16 protein-coding genes and 1 pseudogene are annotated in these 19,751 nt (G+C 69.2%); 8 read left to right on the forward strand and 9 right to left on the reverse strand.

The window, feature by feature from the left end; genetic code table 11:
* The 3 genes and pseudogenes from AC1D2K_RS02690 to AC1D2K_RS02700 form a co-directional block, all read right to left on the reverse strand.
* Positions 1-535: pseudogene (locus AC1D2K_RS02690) on the reverse strand (hypothetical protein); the annotation flags it as partial.
* A gap of 255 nt (positions 536-790) precedes the next feature.
* Entirely contained in the window at positions 791-1,966 is a 1,176-nt protein-coding gene (locus AC1D2K_RS02695; RefSeq protein WP_478086115.1) for a M20 aminoacylase family protein, read from the reverse strand.
* Between the two features lie 19 nt (positions 1,967-1,985).
* On the reverse strand, positions 1,986-2,963 hold the full coding sequence (locus tag AC1D2K_RS02700; RefSeq protein WP_478086117.1) for a tripartite tricarboxylate transporter substrate binding protein: 978 nt from the start codon (positions 2,961-2,963) through the stop codon (positions 1,986-1,988).
* A 126-nt stretch (positions 2,964-3,089) separates the two neighbouring features.
* Here AC1D2K_RS02700 and AC1D2K_RS02705 point away from each other — a divergent pair, with 126 nt between their 5' ends.
* The gene (locus tag AC1D2K_RS02705) at positions 3,090-3,974 is read left to right on the forward strand and encodes a LysR family transcriptional regulator (RefSeq protein ID WP_478086119.1); all 885 of its coding nucleotides are present in this window, start codon (positions 3,090-3,092) and stop codon (positions 3,972-3,974) included.
* A gap of 87 nt (positions 3,975-4,061) precedes the next feature.
* On the opposite strand, the gene AC1D2K_RS02710 is transcribed toward AC1D2K_RS02705, so the two are convergent.
* Both AC1D2K_RS02710 and AC1D2K_RS02715 read right to left on the reverse strand, forming a co-directional pair.
* Complete coding sequence (locus tag AC1D2K_RS02710; protein WP_478086121.1) at positions 4,062-4,349, reverse strand: hypothetical protein; 288 nt, start codon at positions 4,347-4,349, stop codon at positions 4,062-4,064.
* Positions 4,350-4,570: 221 nt separating this feature from the next.
* Positions 4,571-6,382: an acyclic terpene utilization AtuA family protein gene (locus AC1D2K_RS02715; protein WP_478086123.1), complete on the reverse strand. Its 1,812-nt coding sequence runs from the start codon at positions 6,380-6,382 to the stop codon at positions 4,571-4,573.
* 153 nt (positions 6,383-6,535) lie between these two features.
* On the opposite strand from AC1D2K_RS02715, the gene AC1D2K_RS02720 reads away from it, so the two are divergent.
* The gene (locus tag AC1D2K_RS02720) at positions 6,536-7,111 is read left to right on the forward strand and encodes a DUF2889 domain-containing protein (protein ID WP_478086125.1); all 576 of its coding nucleotides are present in this window, start codon (positions 6,536-6,538) and stop codon (positions 7,109-7,111) included.
* 67 nt (positions 7,112-7,178) lie between these two features.
* On the opposite strand, the gene AC1D2K_RS02725 is transcribed toward AC1D2K_RS02720, so the two are convergent.
* A complete protein-coding gene (locus AC1D2K_RS02725; RefSeq protein ID WP_478086126.1) occupies positions 7,179-7,544 on the reverse strand; it encodes a copper-binding protein in 366 nt (121 codons plus the stop codon).
* Between the two features lie 104 nt (positions 7,545-7,648).
* On the reverse strand, positions 7,649-8,068 hold the full coding sequence (locus tag AC1D2K_RS02730) for a DUF4189 domain-containing protein (RefSeq protein ID WP_478086128.1): 420 nt from the start codon (positions 8,066-8,068) through the stop codon (positions 7,649-7,651).
* A gap of 135 nt (positions 8,069-8,203) precedes the next feature.
* Here AC1D2K_RS02730 and AC1D2K_RS02735 point away from each other — a divergent pair, with 135 nt between their 5' ends.
* From AC1D2K_RS02735 to AC1D2K_RS02745, 3 genes are read left to right on the forward strand one after another with little or no spacing between them, the layout of a single operon-like run.
* Entirely contained in the window at positions 8,204-9,379 is a 1,176-nt protein-coding gene (locus AC1D2K_RS02735) for an acyl-CoA dehydrogenase family protein (protein ID WP_478086130.1), read from the forward strand.
* Positions 9,380-9,400: 21 nt separating this feature from the next.
* Complete coding sequence (locus AC1D2K_RS02740; protein WP_478086131.1) at positions 9,401-10,210, forward strand: TIGR03084 family metal-binding protein; 810 nt, start codon at positions 9,401-9,403, stop codon at positions 10,208-10,210.
* A complete protein-coding gene (locus tag AC1D2K_RS02745) occupies positions 10,207-11,145 on the forward strand; it encodes a phosphatidylglycerol lysyltransferase domain-containing protein (protein ID WP_478086133.1) in 939 nt (312 codons plus the stop codon). Before AC1D2K_RS02740 ends, AC1D2K_RS02745 begins: the two co-directional genes overlap by 4 nt.
* A 159-nt stretch (positions 11,146-11,304) precedes the next feature.
* Here AC1D2K_RS02745 and AC1D2K_RS02750 read toward each other — a convergent pair whose 3' ends face one another.
* Both AC1D2K_RS02750 and AC1D2K_RS02755 read right to left on the reverse strand, forming a co-directional pair.
* The gene (locus AC1D2K_RS02750; RefSeq protein ID WP_478086135.1) at positions 11,305-12,516 is read right to left on the reverse strand and encodes a substrate-binding domain-containing protein; all 1,212 of its coding nucleotides are present in this window, start codon (positions 12,514-12,516) and stop codon (positions 11,305-11,307) included.
* A gap of 27 nt (positions 12,517-12,543) precedes the next feature.
* Entirely contained in the window at positions 12,544-14,436 is a 1,893-nt protein-coding gene (locus AC1D2K_RS02755) for an acyl-CoA synthetase (RefSeq protein WP_478086136.1), read from the reverse strand.
* A 209-nt stretch (positions 14,437-14,645) separates the two neighbouring features.
* On the opposite strand from AC1D2K_RS02755, the gene AC1D2K_RS02760 reads away from it, so the two are divergent.
* Genes AC1D2K_RS02760 through AC1D2K_RS02770 form a run of 3 tightly spaced genes read left to right on the forward strand, consistent with a single transcriptional unit; the run spans position 14,646 to position 19,476 of the window.
* The gene (locus AC1D2K_RS02760) at positions 14,646-16,265 is read left to right on the forward strand and encodes an acyl-CoA carboxylase subunit beta (RefSeq protein ID WP_478086137.1); all 1,620 of its coding nucleotides are present in this window, start codon (positions 14,646-14,648) and stop codon (positions 16,263-16,265) included.
* Positions 16,266-16,275: 10 nt separating this feature from the next.
* A complete protein-coding gene (locus AC1D2K_RS02765) occupies positions 16,276-17,430 on the forward strand; it encodes an acyl-CoA dehydrogenase family protein (RefSeq protein WP_478086138.1) in 1,155 nt (384 codons plus the stop codon).
* 42 nt (positions 17,431-17,472) lie between these two features.
* Positions 17,473-19,476: an acetyl/propionyl/methylcrotonyl-CoA carboxylase subunit alpha gene (locus AC1D2K_RS02770; RefSeq protein ID WP_478086140.1), complete on the forward strand. Its 2,004-nt coding sequence runs from the start codon at positions 17,473-17,475 to the stop codon at positions 19,474-19,476.
* Positions 19,477-19,751: the final 275 nt, after the last annotated feature.

Genomic DNA, 19,751 nt, shown 5'->3' on the forward strand with positions numbered 1-19,751 from the left:
GGGCGCCCTGCGCGACCAGGTCCTGGCCGACCCACGCGCTGCCCGCGATCTCGATCGCGTCGGCCCCGCGCAGGTCCCAGCCGGCGCGCAGGTTGCCGTCGCATCGGATTGCACCTTCGGCCTCGACACCCCAGGCGGCCTTGATGTGGCCGCCGGCTTCGAGCGCCGCGCCGCCGAAGATGCCGGCGCCGGACTCGAGGTCCTCGCCGGCAACGATCGCACCGCCGGCACGGATGCCGCCAGCGGCGCGGATCATGCGGCCGGCGCGCACGATGCCCCCGACATCGATGCCGGTGCGCACCTGCAGCGAGCCCGCGAAGACGATCGCGTCGGCCTCGAGGGCGTCGAGAGCCAGCACGGCGTCGGTCGGGCCGAACTGCGTCAGCAGCCAGCAGGCGTCGTCGATGCGGGCGTCCGCGACCAGCGCATCGAGCAGATGCTGGTAGTCCGTGTTGTCTTGTCCGTGGCGGATGAACCAGCGGTAGCCGTCAGCGCAGGGGCGCTTGGCCTTGACGAAATTCTTGGTGAGTTCCATGACGTTTCCCGGGCGTGCAAAGGTGAACGCCGCGAAGCCTTCGCGGCGCAGGAAGTGCAGGCGGCCGTGCGGGGGAGATCAGGAAGTGGTGGCTTCCTGCTTTCCCCGCACGGCGTGGGAAAGCAGGGCGGTCGAACCGCAGGCCGTGCACGCGCGCGCCGCTGCGCCATGCGGGGCATGGTTGCGGCTGTGGGCGTGCGAAATGTGCGGCATGGGCGGGACCGGGAAGGCCGCCATTGTACCGGCGCGTGCTCCTCAGGCGGGCAGGAAGCGTTCCGTCAGCAGCGCCCAGTAGGCCGAGCCGATCGCCACGTTGTCGTCGTTGAAGTCGTAGCCCGGGTTGTGCACCATGCAGGCGCCGGCACTGTCGCCGTCGCCGTTGCCGATGAACAGGTAGCTGCCCGGCAGCCGTTCGAGCATGAAGGCGAAGTCCTCGCTGCCCGGCACTGCCGGCCCCTGCAGCGTGACGCGGTCGGCGCCGACCAGTTCGAGCGCCACCTCGCGCGCGAAGGCGGTTTCGTCGGGCGTGTTGACCAGCACCGCGTAGCCGGGCCGCCAGTCGACGCGTGCCGTGACGCCGAAGCTCTCGGCCTGCGCCGCGATCAGCGCCTTCACGCGCCGCTCGAGCGTGGCGCGCACCTCGCGGTCAAGCGCGCGAAGGCTGATCTCCAGCGTCGCCTGTTGCGGAATCACGTTGTTGGCCTTGCCGGCATGCAGCGCGCCGATCGTGACCACCGCCATCTGCAGCGGGTCGATGTTGCGCGACACCACGGTCTGCAGCGCCATCACGATGCTGGCCGCGGCCACGACCGGGTCGGCGGCGCGGTGCGGCATGGCGCCGTGGCCGCCGACGCCGGTCAGGGTGACCGTGGCGTAGTCGGACGAGGCCATGGTCGGGCCCTCGCGCAGCACCAGGCGGCCCTGCGGTATGCCGGGCATGTTGTGCATCGCGAAGATCGCGTCGCACGGGTACTTCTCGAACAGCCCGTCGTCCATCATCCTGACCGCGCCGCCGCCGCCTTCCTCGGCGGGCTGGAAGATCAGGTTCAGCGTGCCCGAGAAGCGGCCCCGTTCGGCCAGGTGGCGTGCCGCCGCCAGCAGCATCGCCGTGTGGCCGTCGTGGCCGCAGGCGTGCATCACGCCGGCGTTGCCGCTGGCGTAGTCCAGGCCGGTGGCCTCGTCGATCGGCAGCGCGTCCATGTCGGCGCGCAGGCCGAGCCGGCGCTGGCCATCGCCGCGCACCAGCCGGCCCACCACGCCGGTGCCGCCGAGGCCGCGCTCGACCTCGTAGCCCCAGGCCTGCAGCTTCTCGGCCACCAGGGCCGAGGTGCGGTGCTCGTCGAAGGCGAGTTCGGGGTGGTGGTGGATGTCGCGCCGCAGGCCGATGAATTCATCCGATTGCCGGTGCAGTTGGTCGAGGAGTGCGCTCATGGTGTCCCTGTCCTTGTTCCTATTGCGGTTGCAGGTTGATCGACTTGGCGATCGCACGATAGCGCGCCGTCTCGTTCTCGTAGAACTTCGCCGATTCGGCCAGCGTCATCGGCGGTGCCGCCAGCTGGGTCTGGGCCGCCAGCTGCGAGCGCACGCCGGGGTCCTTCAAGGTCGCGCCGATCGCCTTGTGCAGGCGCTGCACGACGTCTTCGGGCGTGTTCTTCGGCACCATGAAGCCGCTCCAGATCTGGAACGCGAAGTCCTTCAGCTCCTTGCCTTCGCTGACCGTGGGCACGTTCTTCAGCAGCTCCGAGCGCTGCGCGCCGAGCTGGCCGATCACCTTGAGGCGACCCTGGTCGGCCATCGCGCCCATACCGGCGCTGTAGACCAGCACCGCGAAGTCGACCTGGCCGCCGCCGAGGTCGGTCAAGAGCGGCGCGTTGCCCTTGTACGGCGCATGGATCAGCTGGATGCCGGTGCGTTTCTGGACATCCTCGAGGATCAGGTGGTAGAGCGAACCGATGCCCACGCTGCCGTAGGTCAGCGGCTTGTCGTCCGACTTGCGCGCCAGCGCGATGAGTTCGTCGACGTTGTTGGCGGGCAGTTCCTTGCGGGCCACCACCACCATCACCGCATCGGTCACCGGATGGACCAGCCGGAAATCCTCGGCCTTGAGCTTCACCGCGGCGTTGGCCAGCGGCGCGAGGATCACCTCGTTGGGCGAGCCCTGGAACAAGTAGTAGCCGTCGGCGGGCGCCGCCAGCACCTTCTGCGCCGCCAGCGCGCCGGCGACGCCGCCGAGGTTCTCGACGATCACTTGCTGGCCGAGCTCCTTGCCCAGCGGCATCGTGAAGATGCGCGCCGCCGCGTCCGAGGGTCCGCCGGCGGGGTACGGCACCATCAGGTTCACGGGCTTGCTCGGGTAGGTCTGGGCGAACGCGGCGCCGGCGGCCAGCAGCAGCAGGCCGGCGATCGAACGTTGGAAGAAGGTCTTCATGGGGCTCCTGGCGATGGGCTGTGGGCGGGGACGCGCTTGCATCGTAGGAGCGCCGCATGAGAACATCCAATGCATTGTTGTCCGCTAAACGATTACTTCAATGCATGGATCTTCGGGGACTCCCGCGTGACGCTGGTTCAGCTCAGGCACCTGATCGCGCTGGCCGAGAGCGGGTCCTTCAGCAAGTCGGCGCAGGCGATGTGCATCACGCAGCCGGCGTTCAGCCGCAGCATCCGCGCGCTCGAGGACGAGCTCGGCATGCCGCTGTTCGATCGGGTCGGGCGCCGCAGCGAGCTGACGCCCTTCGGCCGCGATGTGGCGGAGCGCGCGCGACAGCTGGTGTTCGAAGCCGGCGAACTGCGCGACAGCGGCCGGCAGATGCGCGCGGGGCAGGGCGGAGCCCTGCGCATCGGCATGGGCTCGGGCCCGGGCGCCATGCTGATGACGCCGCTGCTGATGCACATGGCGACCCACCATCCAAAGGTGCGCGTGGCGGTGGCGCGCGGCGGCACGGAGATGCTCACGCAGGCCTTGCGGGCGCGCACGCTCGATGCGCTGGTGCTCGATGCGCGTTCGCTGGCGCCCGGCGCCGATCTCGAAGTCGGCATGCTGCGCGAGATGCGTGGCGTCTTCATGTGCCGGCGCGGCCACCCGCTGGCACGCAGCCGTGGCGGCGTGAGCTTCGCGGCCGTTCAGCGCTACCCGATCGCCTCGACGCCGCTGAGCGACGAGGTGGCCCGCAGCCTGATCGAAACCTACGGCCCCGAGGCGCATCCGGCGCAGTGCGTGACGCTGCAGTGCGAGGAGGTCGCGAGCCTGGTCGAGGTGGCGCGCCGCAGCGACGCCGTGCTGCTGGCGATTCGCGCGGCCGCGCCCGACCTGGTCGAGCTGAAGATGACGCCGCCGATGGAACGCACCGCCCGCTTCGGCCTGGTCACCCTGCGCCGGCGCACGCCCGCGCCCGCGCTGGCGATCGTTCGCGAGCTGATGGAGGATCTGCTGCACGACTGAACCGATGTGCGCTGCCCGGACGGGTGCTCCCCCATGGGCACCCGAGTGCCGGGCGTCGAGCGCGCTCGACGCCCGGCGTTGCCGTTCTCAGGCGCGTACGAAGCTGAGCCGTGCTTCGTGCACCAGCCCATCGCGAACGATGTCGCGGGCGTCGTCATCGGCGAAATCGAAGAGGGCGTCGGGGATCTCGTCTTCCTCGAGCGAGAAGAGGATCTCGAGGGCCTCTTGCTGGGCTTCGGTGAAGGTGCCGACCTGGGTCGACCGGTTGAACATCGCGGCGGTCTCCTTCGGCGCCAGCTGGCGCATCTCGAGCAGCTCGAGCACGAACTTGATCTGCGCTGGCGTGAGGGGCGCGGGGGCGGCGGACGGCTTCATGGCGTTGGATCCTTTTCGGTCGGGCTCGGGACTGTTCCCTTGCCTTGAGACCAGTCTCTTCGTCGATCCTTAAGCGTGGCTGAAAAGTGATCCGAGAGGCGCCTTCACGGTTCACGAAACCGGGTCGAAGCGTGAGGAATGTCTCGCCCGGCCTCCCGTTGATCCCTCGGCGTCCCGGGGGCGATGTCGGACGCAGGCACTGCAAGCTGGTCGGGGCGCGGTCAGTCGCGCCGCCCCGCCGCCACGGCCACACTGCGCGGCACTCGCACCGTCGCATCGAGCAGCATCTGCGCCATGCCCTTGCCCAGCGGGTCCATGCGCATCGACGACGGCCCGCCGCCGTCGAGCGCGTCGTGCAGCAGCAGGTTCATCGACGCCGTGCCGGGCAGGTGGAAGCGCTCGACCCGGCCGTGCACCAGGTGCGCGAAGTAGTCGCCGACGAAGTCGGGCGTCACTCGCGCCCACAGCAGCGGCAGCCATTCCGGGCGGCGCGCGATCAGGCCGATGTTCGACAGGTTGCCCTTGTCGCCGCTGCGCGCCCAGGCAAGATCGATCAGGCGGACCTCGACCTGCTCGCCGTCGCCCCCGGCGAAGGCCGGCGGCTCGGCGCTCGGCGTCGCCGGCGCGCCCTCGGCGCTCACCGGGATCTCGACCGGATGGCGCTCGCCGTCCAGCACGAAGGCCACCGGCACCTTCGCCTTGTCCAGCGTGAACGCGAAGGGCTTGATCAGCGGCGACACCGCGGGCCGGCCGCCACCCGGGCTGGTGGTGCCGGGCGCCCACGAGGTCCCCGAGGGCGCGATCTCGCGCGCGAACATCGCGAGCGCCGCCTTCTGTGGATGGTTGGCGACCACGCGCATCGTCACTTCGCGCACCTGTCGCGTGCGCGCGTGCGGGCCGTAGAGCCACTCGGAGCCGATCACTTCGATGCAGGTCGAGGTGAAGGGCGGCAGGCCCATCTGCTGCAGGATCTCGCCGGTGCGCTCGATGATCGCCTCGGCGGTGCGCACCGCCTTCTTCTCGGCGTCGATGCCGATGAAGACCATGCTGCCGGCGCAGCGGAAGCCGTCGAGTTGCGTCGCCGAGACCTTGTAGCTCGGGGAGGGCGCCCGCCCGCGCGCCGGGCCCACGCGCACGCGGTCGGGGCCGACCTGTTCGATCACGACTTCGCGGAAGTCGCAGCCCACGTCAGGCAAGAGGTAGGCGCCCGGATCGCCGATCTCGTAGAGCAGCTGCTCGGCCACGTTGGCGCGGATCACCTTGCCGCCGGTGCCCTCGGGCTTGGTGACGACGAAGCTTCCGTCGGCATGGCATTCGACGATCGGGTAGCCCATGTGGGCCCAGTCGGGGATCTCTTCCCAGTCGGTGTGCAGGCCGCCGGTGGCCTGGCAGCCGCACTCGATGATGTGGCCCGCCAGGCTGCCCGAGGCCAGCAAATCGTAGTCGTCGCGCTTCCAGCCGAACGCGTGCATCAGCGGCCCGAGCGTGACCGCGCTGTCGACGCAGCGCCCGGTGATCACCACGTCGGCGCCGGCCGCCAGCGCGGCGGCGATCGGCAGCGCCCCCAGGTAGGCATTGGCGCTCAGCACCTTCTCGGGCAGCGCCTCGCCGGTGAACATGTCGCGCGTGCCTTGGTCGCGCAACGCCGGCATCTGCGCGCTGACATCGTCGCCCTCGACCACGGCGATGCGCAGGGCCACGCCTTCGGCCTGGGCCAGCGCCTGYAGCGCGGCGGCGCAGCCGTGCGGATTGATGCCGCCGGCATTGCTCACCACCTTGATGCCCTGGCGCTTGACCTCGGCCAGCACCGGCTTCATCGCGATGTCGACGAAGTCGGTGGCGTAGCCCATCTCCGGCTTCTTGGCGCGCGCCGAGGCCAGGATCGCCATCGTGGTCTCGGCCAGGAAATCGAACACCAGGTAGTCGAGCCGGCCGAGCTTCACGAGCTGCGGAGCGGCCACCATGCTGTCGCCCCAGAAGCCCGAGGCGCCTCCGATGCGGACGGCTTTCTGTGCGGGCGGGGGGGTGGTCATGGCGGTTCGCTCCTCTGTATCGGCGGGATGTCAACGAGAAAAAGGAGATTAGCGATCCGCCCCGCGCAAGGCTTGCGCGAACTCGCTGTCGGGGCCCGGCCGTTGCGCGCAAGATGCGGATGGCCCGCTGATGGCATCATTGACGCTACTGCCATGCCATTGCCACCATCTTCCGCCGAACGCACCGAGGTGCACGGCCGCACCATCACGATCCGCGGCTTTCGCCGTGCCGACGGCCTCTGGGACGTCGAAGGCCATCTGGAGGACATCCGAAACCACGACTTCCGTTTTCCCGGTGGCGAGCGGCGTGGCGGCGCGCCGATCCACTCGATGTGGCTGCGGCTCACGGTCGATGACACTGCACTGATCGTCGATGTGGCGGCCGCCACCGATGCGGCGCCGTTCGACGAGGTCTGCGGCGCGATCGCCCCCGACTATGCGGCACTGATCGGACTGCGCGTGGGCCCGGGCTTCAACCGGGCCGCGGCGCGCCTGTTCGGCGGCCTGCGCGGCTGCACCCACATGTCGGAGCTGTTGCGCACCCTGAGCACCGGCGTGCTCCAGACGCTGGTCGGCGCGGACCTCGCGGTGTCCGAGACGCAGAAGCCCTTCCAGCTCGACGGCTGCCATGCGCTGGCGTCCGACGGGCCGCAGGTGGCGTTGTTCTACCCGCGCTGGTACCGGGCGGGAGCCGACGACGTGCCGGAAGGCTCCAGCATCGCGGATTGAGCGCCAAGGTGCGCCGACGTCGCAACCGCGGGCTCCAACGGTCGGGCGATGCGAAAGCGCAGGAACGTCAGTCGCACTGCTGAAAGCGGACGCACTCCGCAACGGCCTGGATCGATGTCACCGTGTTCTCGCCGTCGATGTGCCTGGACGTGAACTTGACCCACGCGCCCTCCTGAATGCCAGTCAGCAACGCGCGGTCCGTCACCCTGAAGGTCTGCGTCGAAAACGGAATCTTGGCCCTGGGCAGCAGCTTCAAGCGGACATAGAACTTGCCGCCGGGCTCCTCGTGGAATGACCTGACGCGCGCACGCGTGAACACCGGCTCCGCCGCGCTCGCGGGCTCCACCGGACGCCGTTCGACCTGGGCCAAGGCGCCGCCCATCACGATGGCGCTCATCCCGGCCACGACCATGTTGCGCAGTGCAGTCGACATGCATTCACTCCTCGGGCTGTGTGGCGACGGTAGCGTCCGCATTCTGCCCAAGCGCAGGCCGTTGTCGATCGCTGCTGCCTGAATCCGGGCTTGCCCGATGGCGCTCAGGGCGGCGAGCAGACGCTGACGACCACCTTGCAAGGCTGGGTGGGCAGGTGACTGTCGCACTGTCCGGCAGCCGCCTTGCCCGCAGCGTCCGCCGAAGCGGCGCTGGCCGTGCCCCATTCGCCATAGTTTCCGGTCGCGAGCGCGCCGCAGGAGCGATCGAAGGATCCGCGGACGACACAGGTGCCCGAGCGCCCCGCCGCGCGATCGCATTGGGCGCGTGCCGCGGCTTCCGCGGCGCTGCGGGAACGGTGGTTGAACGAGTAGCCGTACCACCCGTCCCTGGACGCGATCGCTCCCCAGCTCGGGCCTTGGACAGGGTCGGCATGGGCCGGGCCGACCATGATGCCGGACAGGCCGCAGCACAGCAGCAGCGTGCGCGCGCCGAACATGCGGGCAGCGCGTGATTGAAAGCTCATTTCGGAAGGGCCGCAGGGGCAGCGGGCCACGGTAGATACGGGAGAGCCGTTGATTTTGCCTTGCTGCGAAGCAGCCAGTCGGCGCAAGACCTGGGCATCCTGCGTCGCTAGCCTCGGACCAGACAGGAGATACCCATGGAATTTCTCGAGGCGCCGCCGCTGCCCTTCTATTTCACGCCCGAGCACGAGCAGTTCCGCGCCAGCCTGCGCGAGTTCATCTCGCGCGAGATCACGCCCTTCGTCGCCGAATGGGACGAGGCCGAAACCTTCCCGCGCGAGCTCTATGCGCGGGCGGCTTCGCTCGGCGTGCAGGGTCTGGGCTATCCGGAGGCCTATGGCGGAACGCCGGCCGACGTGTTCTTCCAGCTCATCGTGGCCGAGGAATTCGCGCGCTGCGGCGGGGGCGGTCTCCAGGCCTCGCTGAATTCGCACAGCATCGCGCTGCCGCCGATCCTCCATGCCGGCAGCGAGGAACTCAAGCAGCGCGTGATCCCGCCGGTGCTGGCTGGCGAGAAGATCGCCGCGCTGGCGGTCACCGAGCCCTCGGGCGGCTCCGACGTCGCCGCGCTCAAGACCACCGCGGTGCGCGACGGCGACCACTACGTCGTCAACGGCGAGAAGACCTTCATCACCTCGGGCATGCGGGCCGACTTCATCACCACGGCGGTGCGCACCGATCCGGCGATCAAGGGCGCGGGCGGCATCTCGGTGCTGCTGATCGATGGCGACACGCCGGGCCTCGAACGCACCGCGCTCAAGAAGATGGGCTGGTGGAGTTCCGACACCGCGCACCTGCGCTTCGACAACTGCCGGGTGCCGGTCGCCAACCTGGTCGGCGTCGAGAACAAGGGCTTCAAGACCTTCATGAACAACTTCAACACCGAGCGCCTGTTCATGTCGGCACTGGCCTGCGGCTTCGCCGAGGTCTGCCTGAAGGAGGCGGTCGACTGGACCCGCCAGCGCATCTCCTTCGGCATGCCGCTGTCGGAGCGCCAGGTGGTGCGGCACAAGCTGATGGACATGACGCTGCGCATCGACGCCTCGCGCACGCTGGTGTACGACCTGGCCTACCGCATCGAGCACAAGCTGGCCGATCCGGCGCGGCTGGTGGCGCGCGTCTGCCTGGCCAAGGTGCAGGCCACGCAGGCGATGCAGTTCTGCGCCGACCAGGCGGTGCAGCTGCTCGGCGGCATGGGCTACATGCGTGGCACGCAGAGCGAGCGCATCTACCGCGAGGTCAAGGTCATGATGATCGGCGGCGGCTCGGAGGAAGTCATGAAGGATCTCGCGGCGCGGCAGCTGGGCCTTTGAAGTGCAGCACGAGGATTCACGATGAAAGACACCGCCGACGACCTGCGCGCCGAGTACCGCGAACTCGCCGAGATCTGCCGCAGCCTCACGCCCGCTCAATGGCGCCTGAAGAGCGATTTCTACGGCTGGACGCCCTGGGACGAGGTCGCCCACCTCTGCTACTTCGACCAGACCGCGACACTCTCCGCCACCGACGCCGAGGCCTTTGCGCGCGACACCGCGGCATTGACCGCGGTGCTGGCCACCGGCCGCGAGATCAGCGCGATCGCACGCGAGAAGTACGGCCACCTCGACGGCGCCGGTCTGCTCGCGCACTGGGAGCCGATCGCGACGCGGCTCGCCGACCTGCTGGCCGCGCTCGACCCCAAGGCGCGGCTGCCGTGGTACGGGCCGAGCATGAGCGCGCGCTCGTTCGCGTCGGCGCGGCTCATGGAGACCTGGGCGCACGGGCAGGACGTGTGGGACGTGGTCGGCCGCGAGCGCGCCGGCACGCCGCGGCTCAAGCACATCGCCCACATCGGCGTCACCACCTTTGGCTGGACTTTCGTCAACCGCAGGCTGCCGGTGCCGGCGGTGGTCCCGTTCATCTCGCTCGATGCGCCCGGGGACGACACCTGGCACTGGGGCGATCCCGCCTCGCCCGAATTCGTGCTCGGCAGCGCGATCGATTTCTGCCTGCTCGTGACGCAGCGGCGCAACCTGGCCGACACCAGGCTGCGTTACAGCAACGGCTCGGCCCGCGAGTGGCTATCGATCGCGCAGTGCTTCGCCGGGCCGCCGGCCGATGCGCCTGCGCCGGGCGTGCGCCAGGTGGCCCGCGCGGCTGCATGAGCGGGTTGCCGCTCACGCTGGCGCTGCGGCGGCCGATCGAAGATGCACTGTCCAGGCTGCGTGAAGGAAGCGCCGAGCAGTGCCTGTCGGACCATGCCTTCTCGAATCTCTATCTTTTTCGGGAGGTGCATGACTACCGTTACCTGCCCGGCGACTGGCCCTGCATCTCGGGTCGCGCCTACGACGGCGCGCGGCACCTGATGCCGCTGTTCACGGTGCACGACGCGCCGCTCGATGTGCTGCGCCAGTTGCTCGAAGGCCACGACTGCCTGTACCCGATTCCGCAGGCCCAGGCCGCAAGGCTCCCGCCAGCGGAGTTTCGCCAGTGGAGTTCGCCCGACGATGCGGACTACCTCTTCGACGCCCGGCAGTTCGCCGGGTATCCCGGCCGGACGCTGGCGAAGAAGCGCAATCAGGTGCGCCAGTTGCTGGCCACCTGCACGCCGCACGGCCTGCCGTTCAGCGCCGACACGAGCGATGCCGCGCGGCAGGTGCTGCGGGAATGGATGGAACAAAAGAGCAAGGCACGGGGCGAGGCCGACGAGTCCGCCTGCCTCGACGCCATCGCCGACGCGGCGGCCTTCGGCCTCGAAGGCTTCGTTCATTTCGCGGGCGAGCAGCCGCTGGGCTTCGTGCTGGCGCAGGAACTGCAGCCCGGCGTGTTCGCGATGCGCTTCGCCAAGGGGCTGGACAGCCATGTCGGCATCTACCCGTACATGTTCCAGCACTTCTGCCGCAGTTTCGCGCGCCCGGTGGCCTGGCTCAATTTCGAGCAGGACATGGGGATGGCGGGGTTTCGTCGCAGCAAGCGGTCGTATGGCCCTGCGGCGCTGATCCCGAAACTGCGGGTGAGTCTCCGGGCCAACCGGCTCAGCCGGGAGTTCGCGGACCCAGAGTCCGCTCGGGCGGTCCGCAAGCCTGGAGCACCGACTTGATGGCCGAGTCGACCTTCTGCGCACGCTCRCCAAACGCGTCGTTGATGACCAGCAGCATCGAGCCGATCTCGCTAGGTGCGAGATCGAACTGATCGGCGTCGCAGCGGCCCCAGCGGCGCCTCGAAGGGGGCCGCCGACGCGCACCGTACGCGAGGCCGGTTACCCTGTGCGCTTGTTGCGTATCGGCAGCTTGATCTCCGACGCCGGGATCTCGCGCACCAGTTCGAGGATGTCCCACTCGTCGCTCTGCTGCGCCCGCTTCTTCATCTTGAAGTGGTACATCGGCATCATGGCCTGATGGTCTTCCCGGCGAAAGGTCATGGTGCCCTTCGGCGTCTCGAAGTCCATGCCCTCCATCGCCGCGATCAGTTTCTCGGTATCGGTCGAGCGCGCCTTGCGGATCGCGGTCACGACCGCGCTGGCGGCCGAGAAGCCACCGCAGACGAAGAAGTCCGGCGGCATCTTGTAGCGCTTCATGTGCTCGGTCACGAGCCAGTCGTTGGCCTTGTTGCGCGGGAACTTGTAGTGGTAGTAGGTGCCGCCCTCAAGGCCCTCGAACTCGCGCCAGGTCTGCATCACGCTCAACAGCGAGCCACCGGGGGACAGCTCGATGCCGAAACGCTCGGGGTTCATGCCGGCCAGCTTGCGGATCGGGTGCTCGCCGCCCCATGGGATCACCAGCACCTTGCGGCCGCTCGTGCCCTTGAGCGAATCGGCAACGCGCTGGAACGGTGCGGTGAAGTCGGTGGTGCCCTGCGGCACGAACTCCTCGTGGCCCATCTTCGCCTGCGGGTTGAGCCGGGCGAAGGCTTCCTTGTAGGCCGTGACGTTGTCGCGGCCGAACACGTTGTCCTGCGCCAGGAAGGCCACGGTCACCGGCCCGCCGAAGGCCGACACCGAGGCCGTGGCGTCGAGGCTGGTGGTGCGCGCGACGCGGAACACGTAGCGGTTCCACTTGTCGCCGGTGATCGAGTCGGCCGCAGACGGCTCGACGATCAGGATCTTCTTGTACTCCTCGGCGATCGGCAGCGCCGCCACCGTGCCCGACGAGCCGCCGGCGCCGACCGCGATATCGACCTTGTCGTCGGCATAGGCCTCGGCCAGCAGCGCCTTCGACAGGTCGGGCCGCAACTGGTCGTCCTTGACGATGATCTGCACCTTGCGGCCATCGATCGCCATGCTGCCGCCCGTGAGGTACTCCAGCCCCATGCGAAAGCCCAGTTCGTCCTGCTTGGCATAGGCCTCGAAGGGGCCGGTCTTGGCGACGATCAACGCCACCTTGATGTCGCCGGTCTGGGCGAGCGCGACACCCGTGGCGGGCAGCAGCAGGCCGGCCGCGGTCGCCTGGCTGAATCTTCTTCTCGAAATCATGCGTGTCGTCTCCTGGTGAATGAAGGATCAGCGGATCGCGACGGTGCTCTGCACCTGCAGCGCGAGTCCGGCGCTGAGTTCGGCCACGCGGGCGCGGGCGGCCTCGTCGGCCACCGCCACCACGGCGACGACGCCGTGCGTGCGGTCGTCGCGCACCTCGATGCCGGCGTGCTGCAGGTCGCCGGCGGCGAACAGCTCGCGCAGGGTGCGCGCGATGGCGTGCTTGCGCAGCGTGGGTTTGAAGATCTTGCCGACCGCGGTGACCGGCATGGTGTCGATGCACTCGACCCAGTTCGGCGCGGCGGCGCGTTCGGTGACGTGGGCCTTGGCGAAGGCCTTGAGTTCTTCCGCGTCAGCGCGCGCGCCCTGGCGCAGCTTGACGTAGGCCACGGGCAGCTCGCCGGCATAGGCATCGGGGCGGCCGACCGCGGCCACCAGCTCGACCTCGGGATGCTTCGCCAGCGCTTCCTCGATCATCGAAGGGTCGATGTTGTGGCCACCGCGGATGATCAGGTCCTTGGCGCGGCCGACCAGCCAGAAGTAGCCGTCGGCATCGCGCCGCCCGAGGTCGCCCGAGTTGAGCCAGCCGCCCGGCAGCCACAGGCCGGCGTCGTGCCGCGGGTCGCGGTAGCCGGGCGTCAGGTGCGGCCCCTGGATCGCGACCACGCCGATCTCGTCGGTTTCGGCATCGCGAAGACAGCTGCCGCGCTCGTCGAGGATCACGGTCTTCATGCGGCCGTAGGGCACCGGGAGGCCGATCGAGCCGACGCGGCGTTCGCCGTCGCGCGGGTTCACCGAGGCGCAGGCGGTGGTCTCGGTCATGCCGAAGCCCTCGAGCAGGCGGATGCCGGTGGCCTGCTCGAAGCGCCGGAACATCTCGACCGGCATCGGTGCCGCGCCGCAGATGCCAAAGCGCAGCGACGACACGTCGGCGCCTGCGATCGGCACGTTGAGCAGCGCCGCGTACACCGTCGGCACGCCCGAGAAGGTGGTGACGCGGTAGCGCTCGACCAACCGCCAGAAGCCTGCGATCAGCTTCGGATTGCGAAAGCCGTCGCCGCCCGCGAGCAGCACGCGCGCCCCGTGCATGAAGGGTGCGAGGCCGGTGACGACCACGCCGTTGACGTGGAACAGCGGCAGGCCGCAGACGATCACGTCGCTGGGCCGGATGTCGAACATCTCGCCCAGCATCCAGCTGTTGACCACCAGGGCACGGTGCGAGAGCTGCGCGATCTTCGGCGTGCCGGTGGTGCCGCCGGTGTGGAAGCAGGCGGCGAGGGCCTCCGGGGCGTGCGGCGGCGTGAAGGTCGGCTCGACGGGCTGGGTGGCCAGGGCGTCGTCGAAACGGTGGACGCCGGGTGGCAGCGCGGCCGGATCTGCGGCACCGACCACCAGGGTCTCGCGCAGGCCGGGCAGGGCGGCCAAAACCGGCGCGATCTTCGCCCACAGTTCCGGCGATTCGGCGGCCGAGGCGGTGATCACCACCTTGGCATCCATCGCCTTCAGCAGGTCGGCGATCTGGGCCGGCTCCAGGAAGTGATTGACGGCCGCCACCCGGCAGACCGCCTGGGCGCCCCAGATGCAGTAGTGCGCCTCGGCCAGGTTCGGCAGCAGGTAGGCGACGCAGTCGTCGCGCTGCAAGCCCAGCGAGGCCAGGTGGTTGGCGGTGCGCACGATGCGCTCGTGCAGCTGCGCGTAGCTGATGTCGACGGGCTCGGCCTCCGCACTGCCGTCCGGCACGAAGCTCAGCGCCGGGCGATCGGGCCAGGCGGCCGCGGCGAGCCGGAACACGTCCAGGGTGGAATCGATGCCGGCGAAGCGCTCGTCGAGCGGGACGGCCTCGCGTGCCAGCAGATCGGCGCTGCCGCGCACCGGGAGGCGGGCGGCGCCCTGGTCGGAGGGGTGGGGGAGGATGGACATGGGATGCGGTGCCGGGCCGGCGGTGGATGCGAGCCAAGGCTAGCGGGCGGGGGCGCGAAACGCTTGCGTCCAGGCGCTGAAAGTCCCGCCGCGGCGTCCTCCCGGGTTTCCAGCGCAGCGAGTTTGCGCAAGACCGCGTGGTGGCCGATGCCTAAGCTTGCCGGACATACACACCATCGACCCGCTCCAGCGCGGCGGGCAAAGCGCACATGGCAACCATCGAATCGACCATCTCCCCCGGCAGCGAAGCCTTCAAGGCCAACCGCGACGGCATGCTTGCGCTGATCGAGCGCGTGCACGCCTGCGAGCGGCGCAGCGTCGCCACCTCGGCCAAGTCGCGCGAGCGCTTCGAGAAGCGCGGCCAACTGCTGCCGCGCGAGCGCTTGTCGCTGCTGCTCGACCCGGGCACGCCCTTTCTCGAGATCTCGTCGCTGGCCGGCCTCGGCCTGGACAACCCCGACCTCGAGAAGAGCGTGCCGGGCGGCGGCGTGATCGGCGGCATCGGCTGGGTCTCGGGCGTGCGGGTCATGGTCAACGCCTCCGACTCGGGTATCGATGCCGGTGCGTTGCAGCCGATGGGCATCCCCAAGCAGCTGCGCATGCAGGAACTGGCGCTCGAGAACAAGCTGCCCTACATCCAACTGGTCGAGAGCGCGGGCGCCAACCTCATGACCTACAAGGTCGAGGAGTTCGTGACCGGCGGCAACCTGTTCCGCAACCTCGCGCGCATCTCGGCCGCTGGCCTGCCAGTGCTCACGGTGACGCACGGCTCGTCGACCGCGGGCGGGGCCTACCAGACCGGTCTCTCTGACTACATCGTCATGGTGCGGGGCCGCTCGAGGGCCTTCCTGGCGGGCCCGCCGCTGCTCAAGGCCGCGACCGGCGAGATCGCCACCGAAGAGGAGCTGGGCGGCGCCGTGATGCACACCTCGATCTCGGGCCTCGGCGACTACCTGGCCGAGGACGACCGCGACGCGATCCGGATCGCCCGCGAGATCATGGCCAACATCGACTGGAACCGCGACCTGCCCGCGGAGCCGCCGCGCCGCTTCAAGCCGCCGCGCCACGACGCCGAGGAACTGCTCGGCATCATGCCGATGGACCACAAGCGCCCGGTCGACATGAAGCAGGTCATCGCCCGCATCGCCGACGACTCCGAGTTCCTGGAGTTCGGCGAGAACTACGGCGGCGCCACCGTGGTCGGCCACATCAAGATCGAGGGCCTGCCGCTGGGCATCGTCACCAACAACGGGCCGATCGACACGGCCGGCGCCACCAAGGCGACGCACTTCATCCAGGCCTGCTGCCAGTCGAAGACGCCGATCCTCTACCTCAACAACACCACCGGCTTCATGGTTGGGCGCGACCACGAGGAGGCCGGCATGATCAAGCACGGCTCCAAGATGATCCAGGCCGTGACCAACGCCACCGTGCCGCAGATCACGATCTATTGCGGCGCCTCCTTCGGCGCCGGCAACTACGGCATGTGCGGCCGTGGCTTTCATCCGCGCTTCTGCTTCTCGTGGCCCAACGCCAAGACTGCAGTGATGGGCGGCGAGCAGGCCGCCAAGACCATGGTCATCGTCACCGAGGCAGCGATGAAGCGAAAGGGCGAGGTCGACCAGGCCAAGCTCGACGAGATGGAGCGCCGCATCATCGAGCGCTTCGACAGCCAGATGAGCGTGTTCACCACCAGCGCGCGGCTGCTCGACGACGGCGTGATCGATCCGCGCGACACCCGCGCGGTACTCTCGAAGGTGCTGTCGATCTGCCGCGACGCCGAGCTGCGCGAGCCGCAGAAGATGCAGTTCTCCGTAGCTCGTCCCTGAGGTTCACGGCATGCAGCTGACACCCGAACACGAGGCTCTGCGCGACACGCTGAACCGCTTCATCGACACCGAGGTCAATCCCCATGTCGACGAATGGGAGCGCGACGAGATCTTTCCGGCGCACCAGGTCTTCGGCCGCCTCGGCGAACTCGGCCTGCTGGGCCTGACCAAGCCGGTCGAGAACGGCGGCTCGGGGCTCGACTATTCGTACGGCGCGGTGCTGGCCGAAGGCCTCGCGCGCATGAACTGCGGCGGCATCCCGATGGCCATCGGCGTGCAGACCGACATGGCGACGCCGGCGCTGGCGCATCGCGGCAGCAGGGAACTGCGCGACGAGTTCCTGGCGCCCGCGATCACCGGCGAGTACGTGGCCTGCCTCGGCGTCTCGGAGGTCGGCAGCGGCTCCGACGTGGCCTCGATCAAGACCACCGCGCGCAAGGACGGCGCCGACTACGTCATCAACGGCGGCAAGATGTGGACCACCAACGGCACGCAGGCCGACTTCTGCTGCGTGCTGGCCAACACCTCGGACGGCGCGGCGCACCGCAACAAGTCGCTGATCATCGTGCCGATGAAGACCCAGGGCGTGACGGTCGCGCGCAAGCTGCGCAAGATGGGCATGCATGCGTCCGACACCGCCCAGCTGCATTTCGACGACGTGCGGGTGCCGCAGCGTTATCGCATCGGCGAGGAGGGCATGGGCTTCATCTACCAGATGGAGCAGTTCCAGGTCGAGCGGCTGTGGGGCGCGCTCAACAACGCCGGCATGGCGCAGCGCGCGATCGACACCACCATCGGCTACACCCGCGACCGCCAGGCCTTCGGCCGCTCGGTGCTCGACAACCAGTGGGTGCACTACCGGCTGGCCGAGCTGCAGACCGAGGTCGCCTGTCTGCGCGCGATCTGCTGGCAGGGCGTGGCCGAGGTCACGGCCGGCCAGGACGCGACCCGCACCGCCACCATGGCCAAGCTCAAGGCCGGCCGCGTGATCCGCGAGGTGGCCGACAGCTGCCTGCAGTTCTGGGGCGGCATGGGCTTCATGGACGAGAGCCCGATCTCGCGCATCTTCCGCGACGGCCGGCTGACCTCGATCGGCGGCGGCGCCGACGAGGTGATGCTGCAGATCCTCAGCAAGTTCATGGGCATCTTTCCCCAGCCGGCCTGAGTGCAGGCCCGACCGACGGCAAACCTTTCCGGATTCATTCTCATGACTGCCAAGACTGTTCAGACATCCAGCGCCACGCCCTTCCACAAGGTCCTGGTCGCCAACCGCGGCGAGATCGCGCTGCGCGTGATCCGCAGCGCGCGCGCCATGGGCTACCGCACGGTGGCCGTGTATTCCACCGCCGACGCCGGCGCGCGCCATGTGCAGGAGGCCGACCAGGCGGTCTGCATCGGCGAGCCGCTGCCGGCGCAGTCCTATCTGCGCATCCCCGCCATCGTCGAGGCGGCGAAACTCAGCGGTGCCGATGCGGTGCATCCGGGCTATGGCTTCCTGGCCGAAAACGAGGACTTCGCGCAGGCCTGCAAGGACGCCGGGCTGGTCTTCATCGGGCCGTCGGCCGAGGCGATCGTCTCGATGGGCAACAAGGCCGGCGCCAAGACGCTGATGCAGGCGGCCGGCGTGCCCTGCATCCCGGGCTATCAGGGCGAGGACCAGGGGGAGGGGCGGCTGGCGGACGAGGCCGCTCGCATCGGCTTCCCGGTGATGATCAAGGCCACGGCCGGCGGCGGTGGCCGCGGCATGCGGCTGGTGCCTTCGGCGAAGGAGTTCCCGGAGCTGCTGCGCAGTGCGCGTTCGGAGGCGCAGAGCGCCTTCGGCGACCCGGAGGTGATCCTCGAACGCGCGATCGTCGAGCCGCGCCACATCGAGATCCAGATCTTCGCCGACCGCCATGGCAACGCCATCCACCTGGGCGAGCGCGATTGCTCGGTGCAACGCCGGCACCAGAAGTTGATCGAGGAGGCGCCGTCACCCGCGGTCGATGCCGCCTTGCGCGAGCGCATGGGCGCGACCGCGGTGGCGGCGGTGAAGGCGATCCGCTATGAAGGTGCCGGCACGCTCGAATTCCTGCTCGACCGTGAAGGCAACTTCTACTTCATGGAGATGAACACGCGGCTGCAGGTCGAGCATCCGGTGACCGAGGCCGTGACCGGCCTGGACCTGGTCGAACTGCAACTGCGCGTGGCGGCTGGCGAGCCCTTGCCGCTGACTCAGGAGCAGGTGCGTTACGAAGGCCATGCCATCGAGGTGCGCTTGTGCGCCGAGGATGCCGACCAGGGCTTCATGCCGCAGAGCGGCACGGTGGCGCTGTGGAAGATGCCGACGCAATTGCGGGTCGAGGACGCGCTGCGCTCGGGCGCAGAGATCCCGCCGTACTACGACTCGATGATCGCCAAGATCATCAGCCATGGCCGCACGCGCGACGAGGCACGGCGCAAGCTCGCGGCGGGGCTGGAGGACGCGGTGGCGCTGGGCGTCACGACCAATCAGGCCTTTTTGCGCAGTTGCCTCGCGCATCCGGTGTTCGCCGCGGGCGGTGCCACGACCGCGTTCATCGGCCAGCATCAGGACGCCTTGCTGGCGCCTGATGAAGCCGTGCAGGCGCGTGCTGCGGCGCTGGCGGCCGTGCTGCTCTACGAAACCACGGGCGAGCGCCGGCAGCGCGCGGCGGGCCGGCGCTTGTCGCACAACCTGCCGATCTCGCTGCGCTTCGCGGTCGGCGGCAAGGCGCAGAACGCCAGCGTGACCTTGCCGCGACAGCATCACTTCGAGGTCGCGCTCGGGGATCGCAGCTTCGCGATCGACTTGATCGCGCTCGGCACCGACACGATCCGCTTCGTCTGCGATGGCCTGCAGGAGCAGGCCACATGGTTCCGCGATGGTGCGATCCTGCTGCTGCAGTACCGGGGACTGGCGCTGCGCATCGAGGACAAGACCCGTGCCGCCTCGGCGCGGCAGGGCGAAGCCGGCGGCGACGGCAAACTGCGCGCCTCGATGAACGGCCGCGTGGTTGCGGTGCTGGCGGCGGTCGGCGACATGGTGCAGGCGGGGCAGCCGATCGTCACGCTGGAGGCGATGAAGATGGAGCATGTGCATACGRCGCCGGTGGCTGGCAAGCTGACGGCGCTTCATGTGTCCAACGGGGAGCAGGTGGCAGCGAGCCGGGTGGTGGCGGAGATCGAAGTGGCCGTGGCCGCGCCCGCGTGAGGTGGTCCTCCGATGAGATTGCTTTTCCTTGGAAGGGCGCCCGGCACGCGGTACGGGCCGGTCGACCCCACTGCGCCGGCCCTTCGGGCTGCCTTGCGCTGCTCGCCTTTCGCGGGGTCTCGCTCAAACTCGCTCCGCTTCGCTCCACTCAAACAGTCGCGAGCCCTGATCCGCGAAAGGCTGCGCTGCTCAGCGGCGCAGAGGGGATCGCCCGTCCCGCACCGCATGCCGGGTTCCGTGGGGGTGCGAGCAGCATGTGCGTCTCTAACGTCGAA

The sequence above is a fragment of the Variovorax sp. P1_H12_2 genome (genome assembly GCF_056405335.1).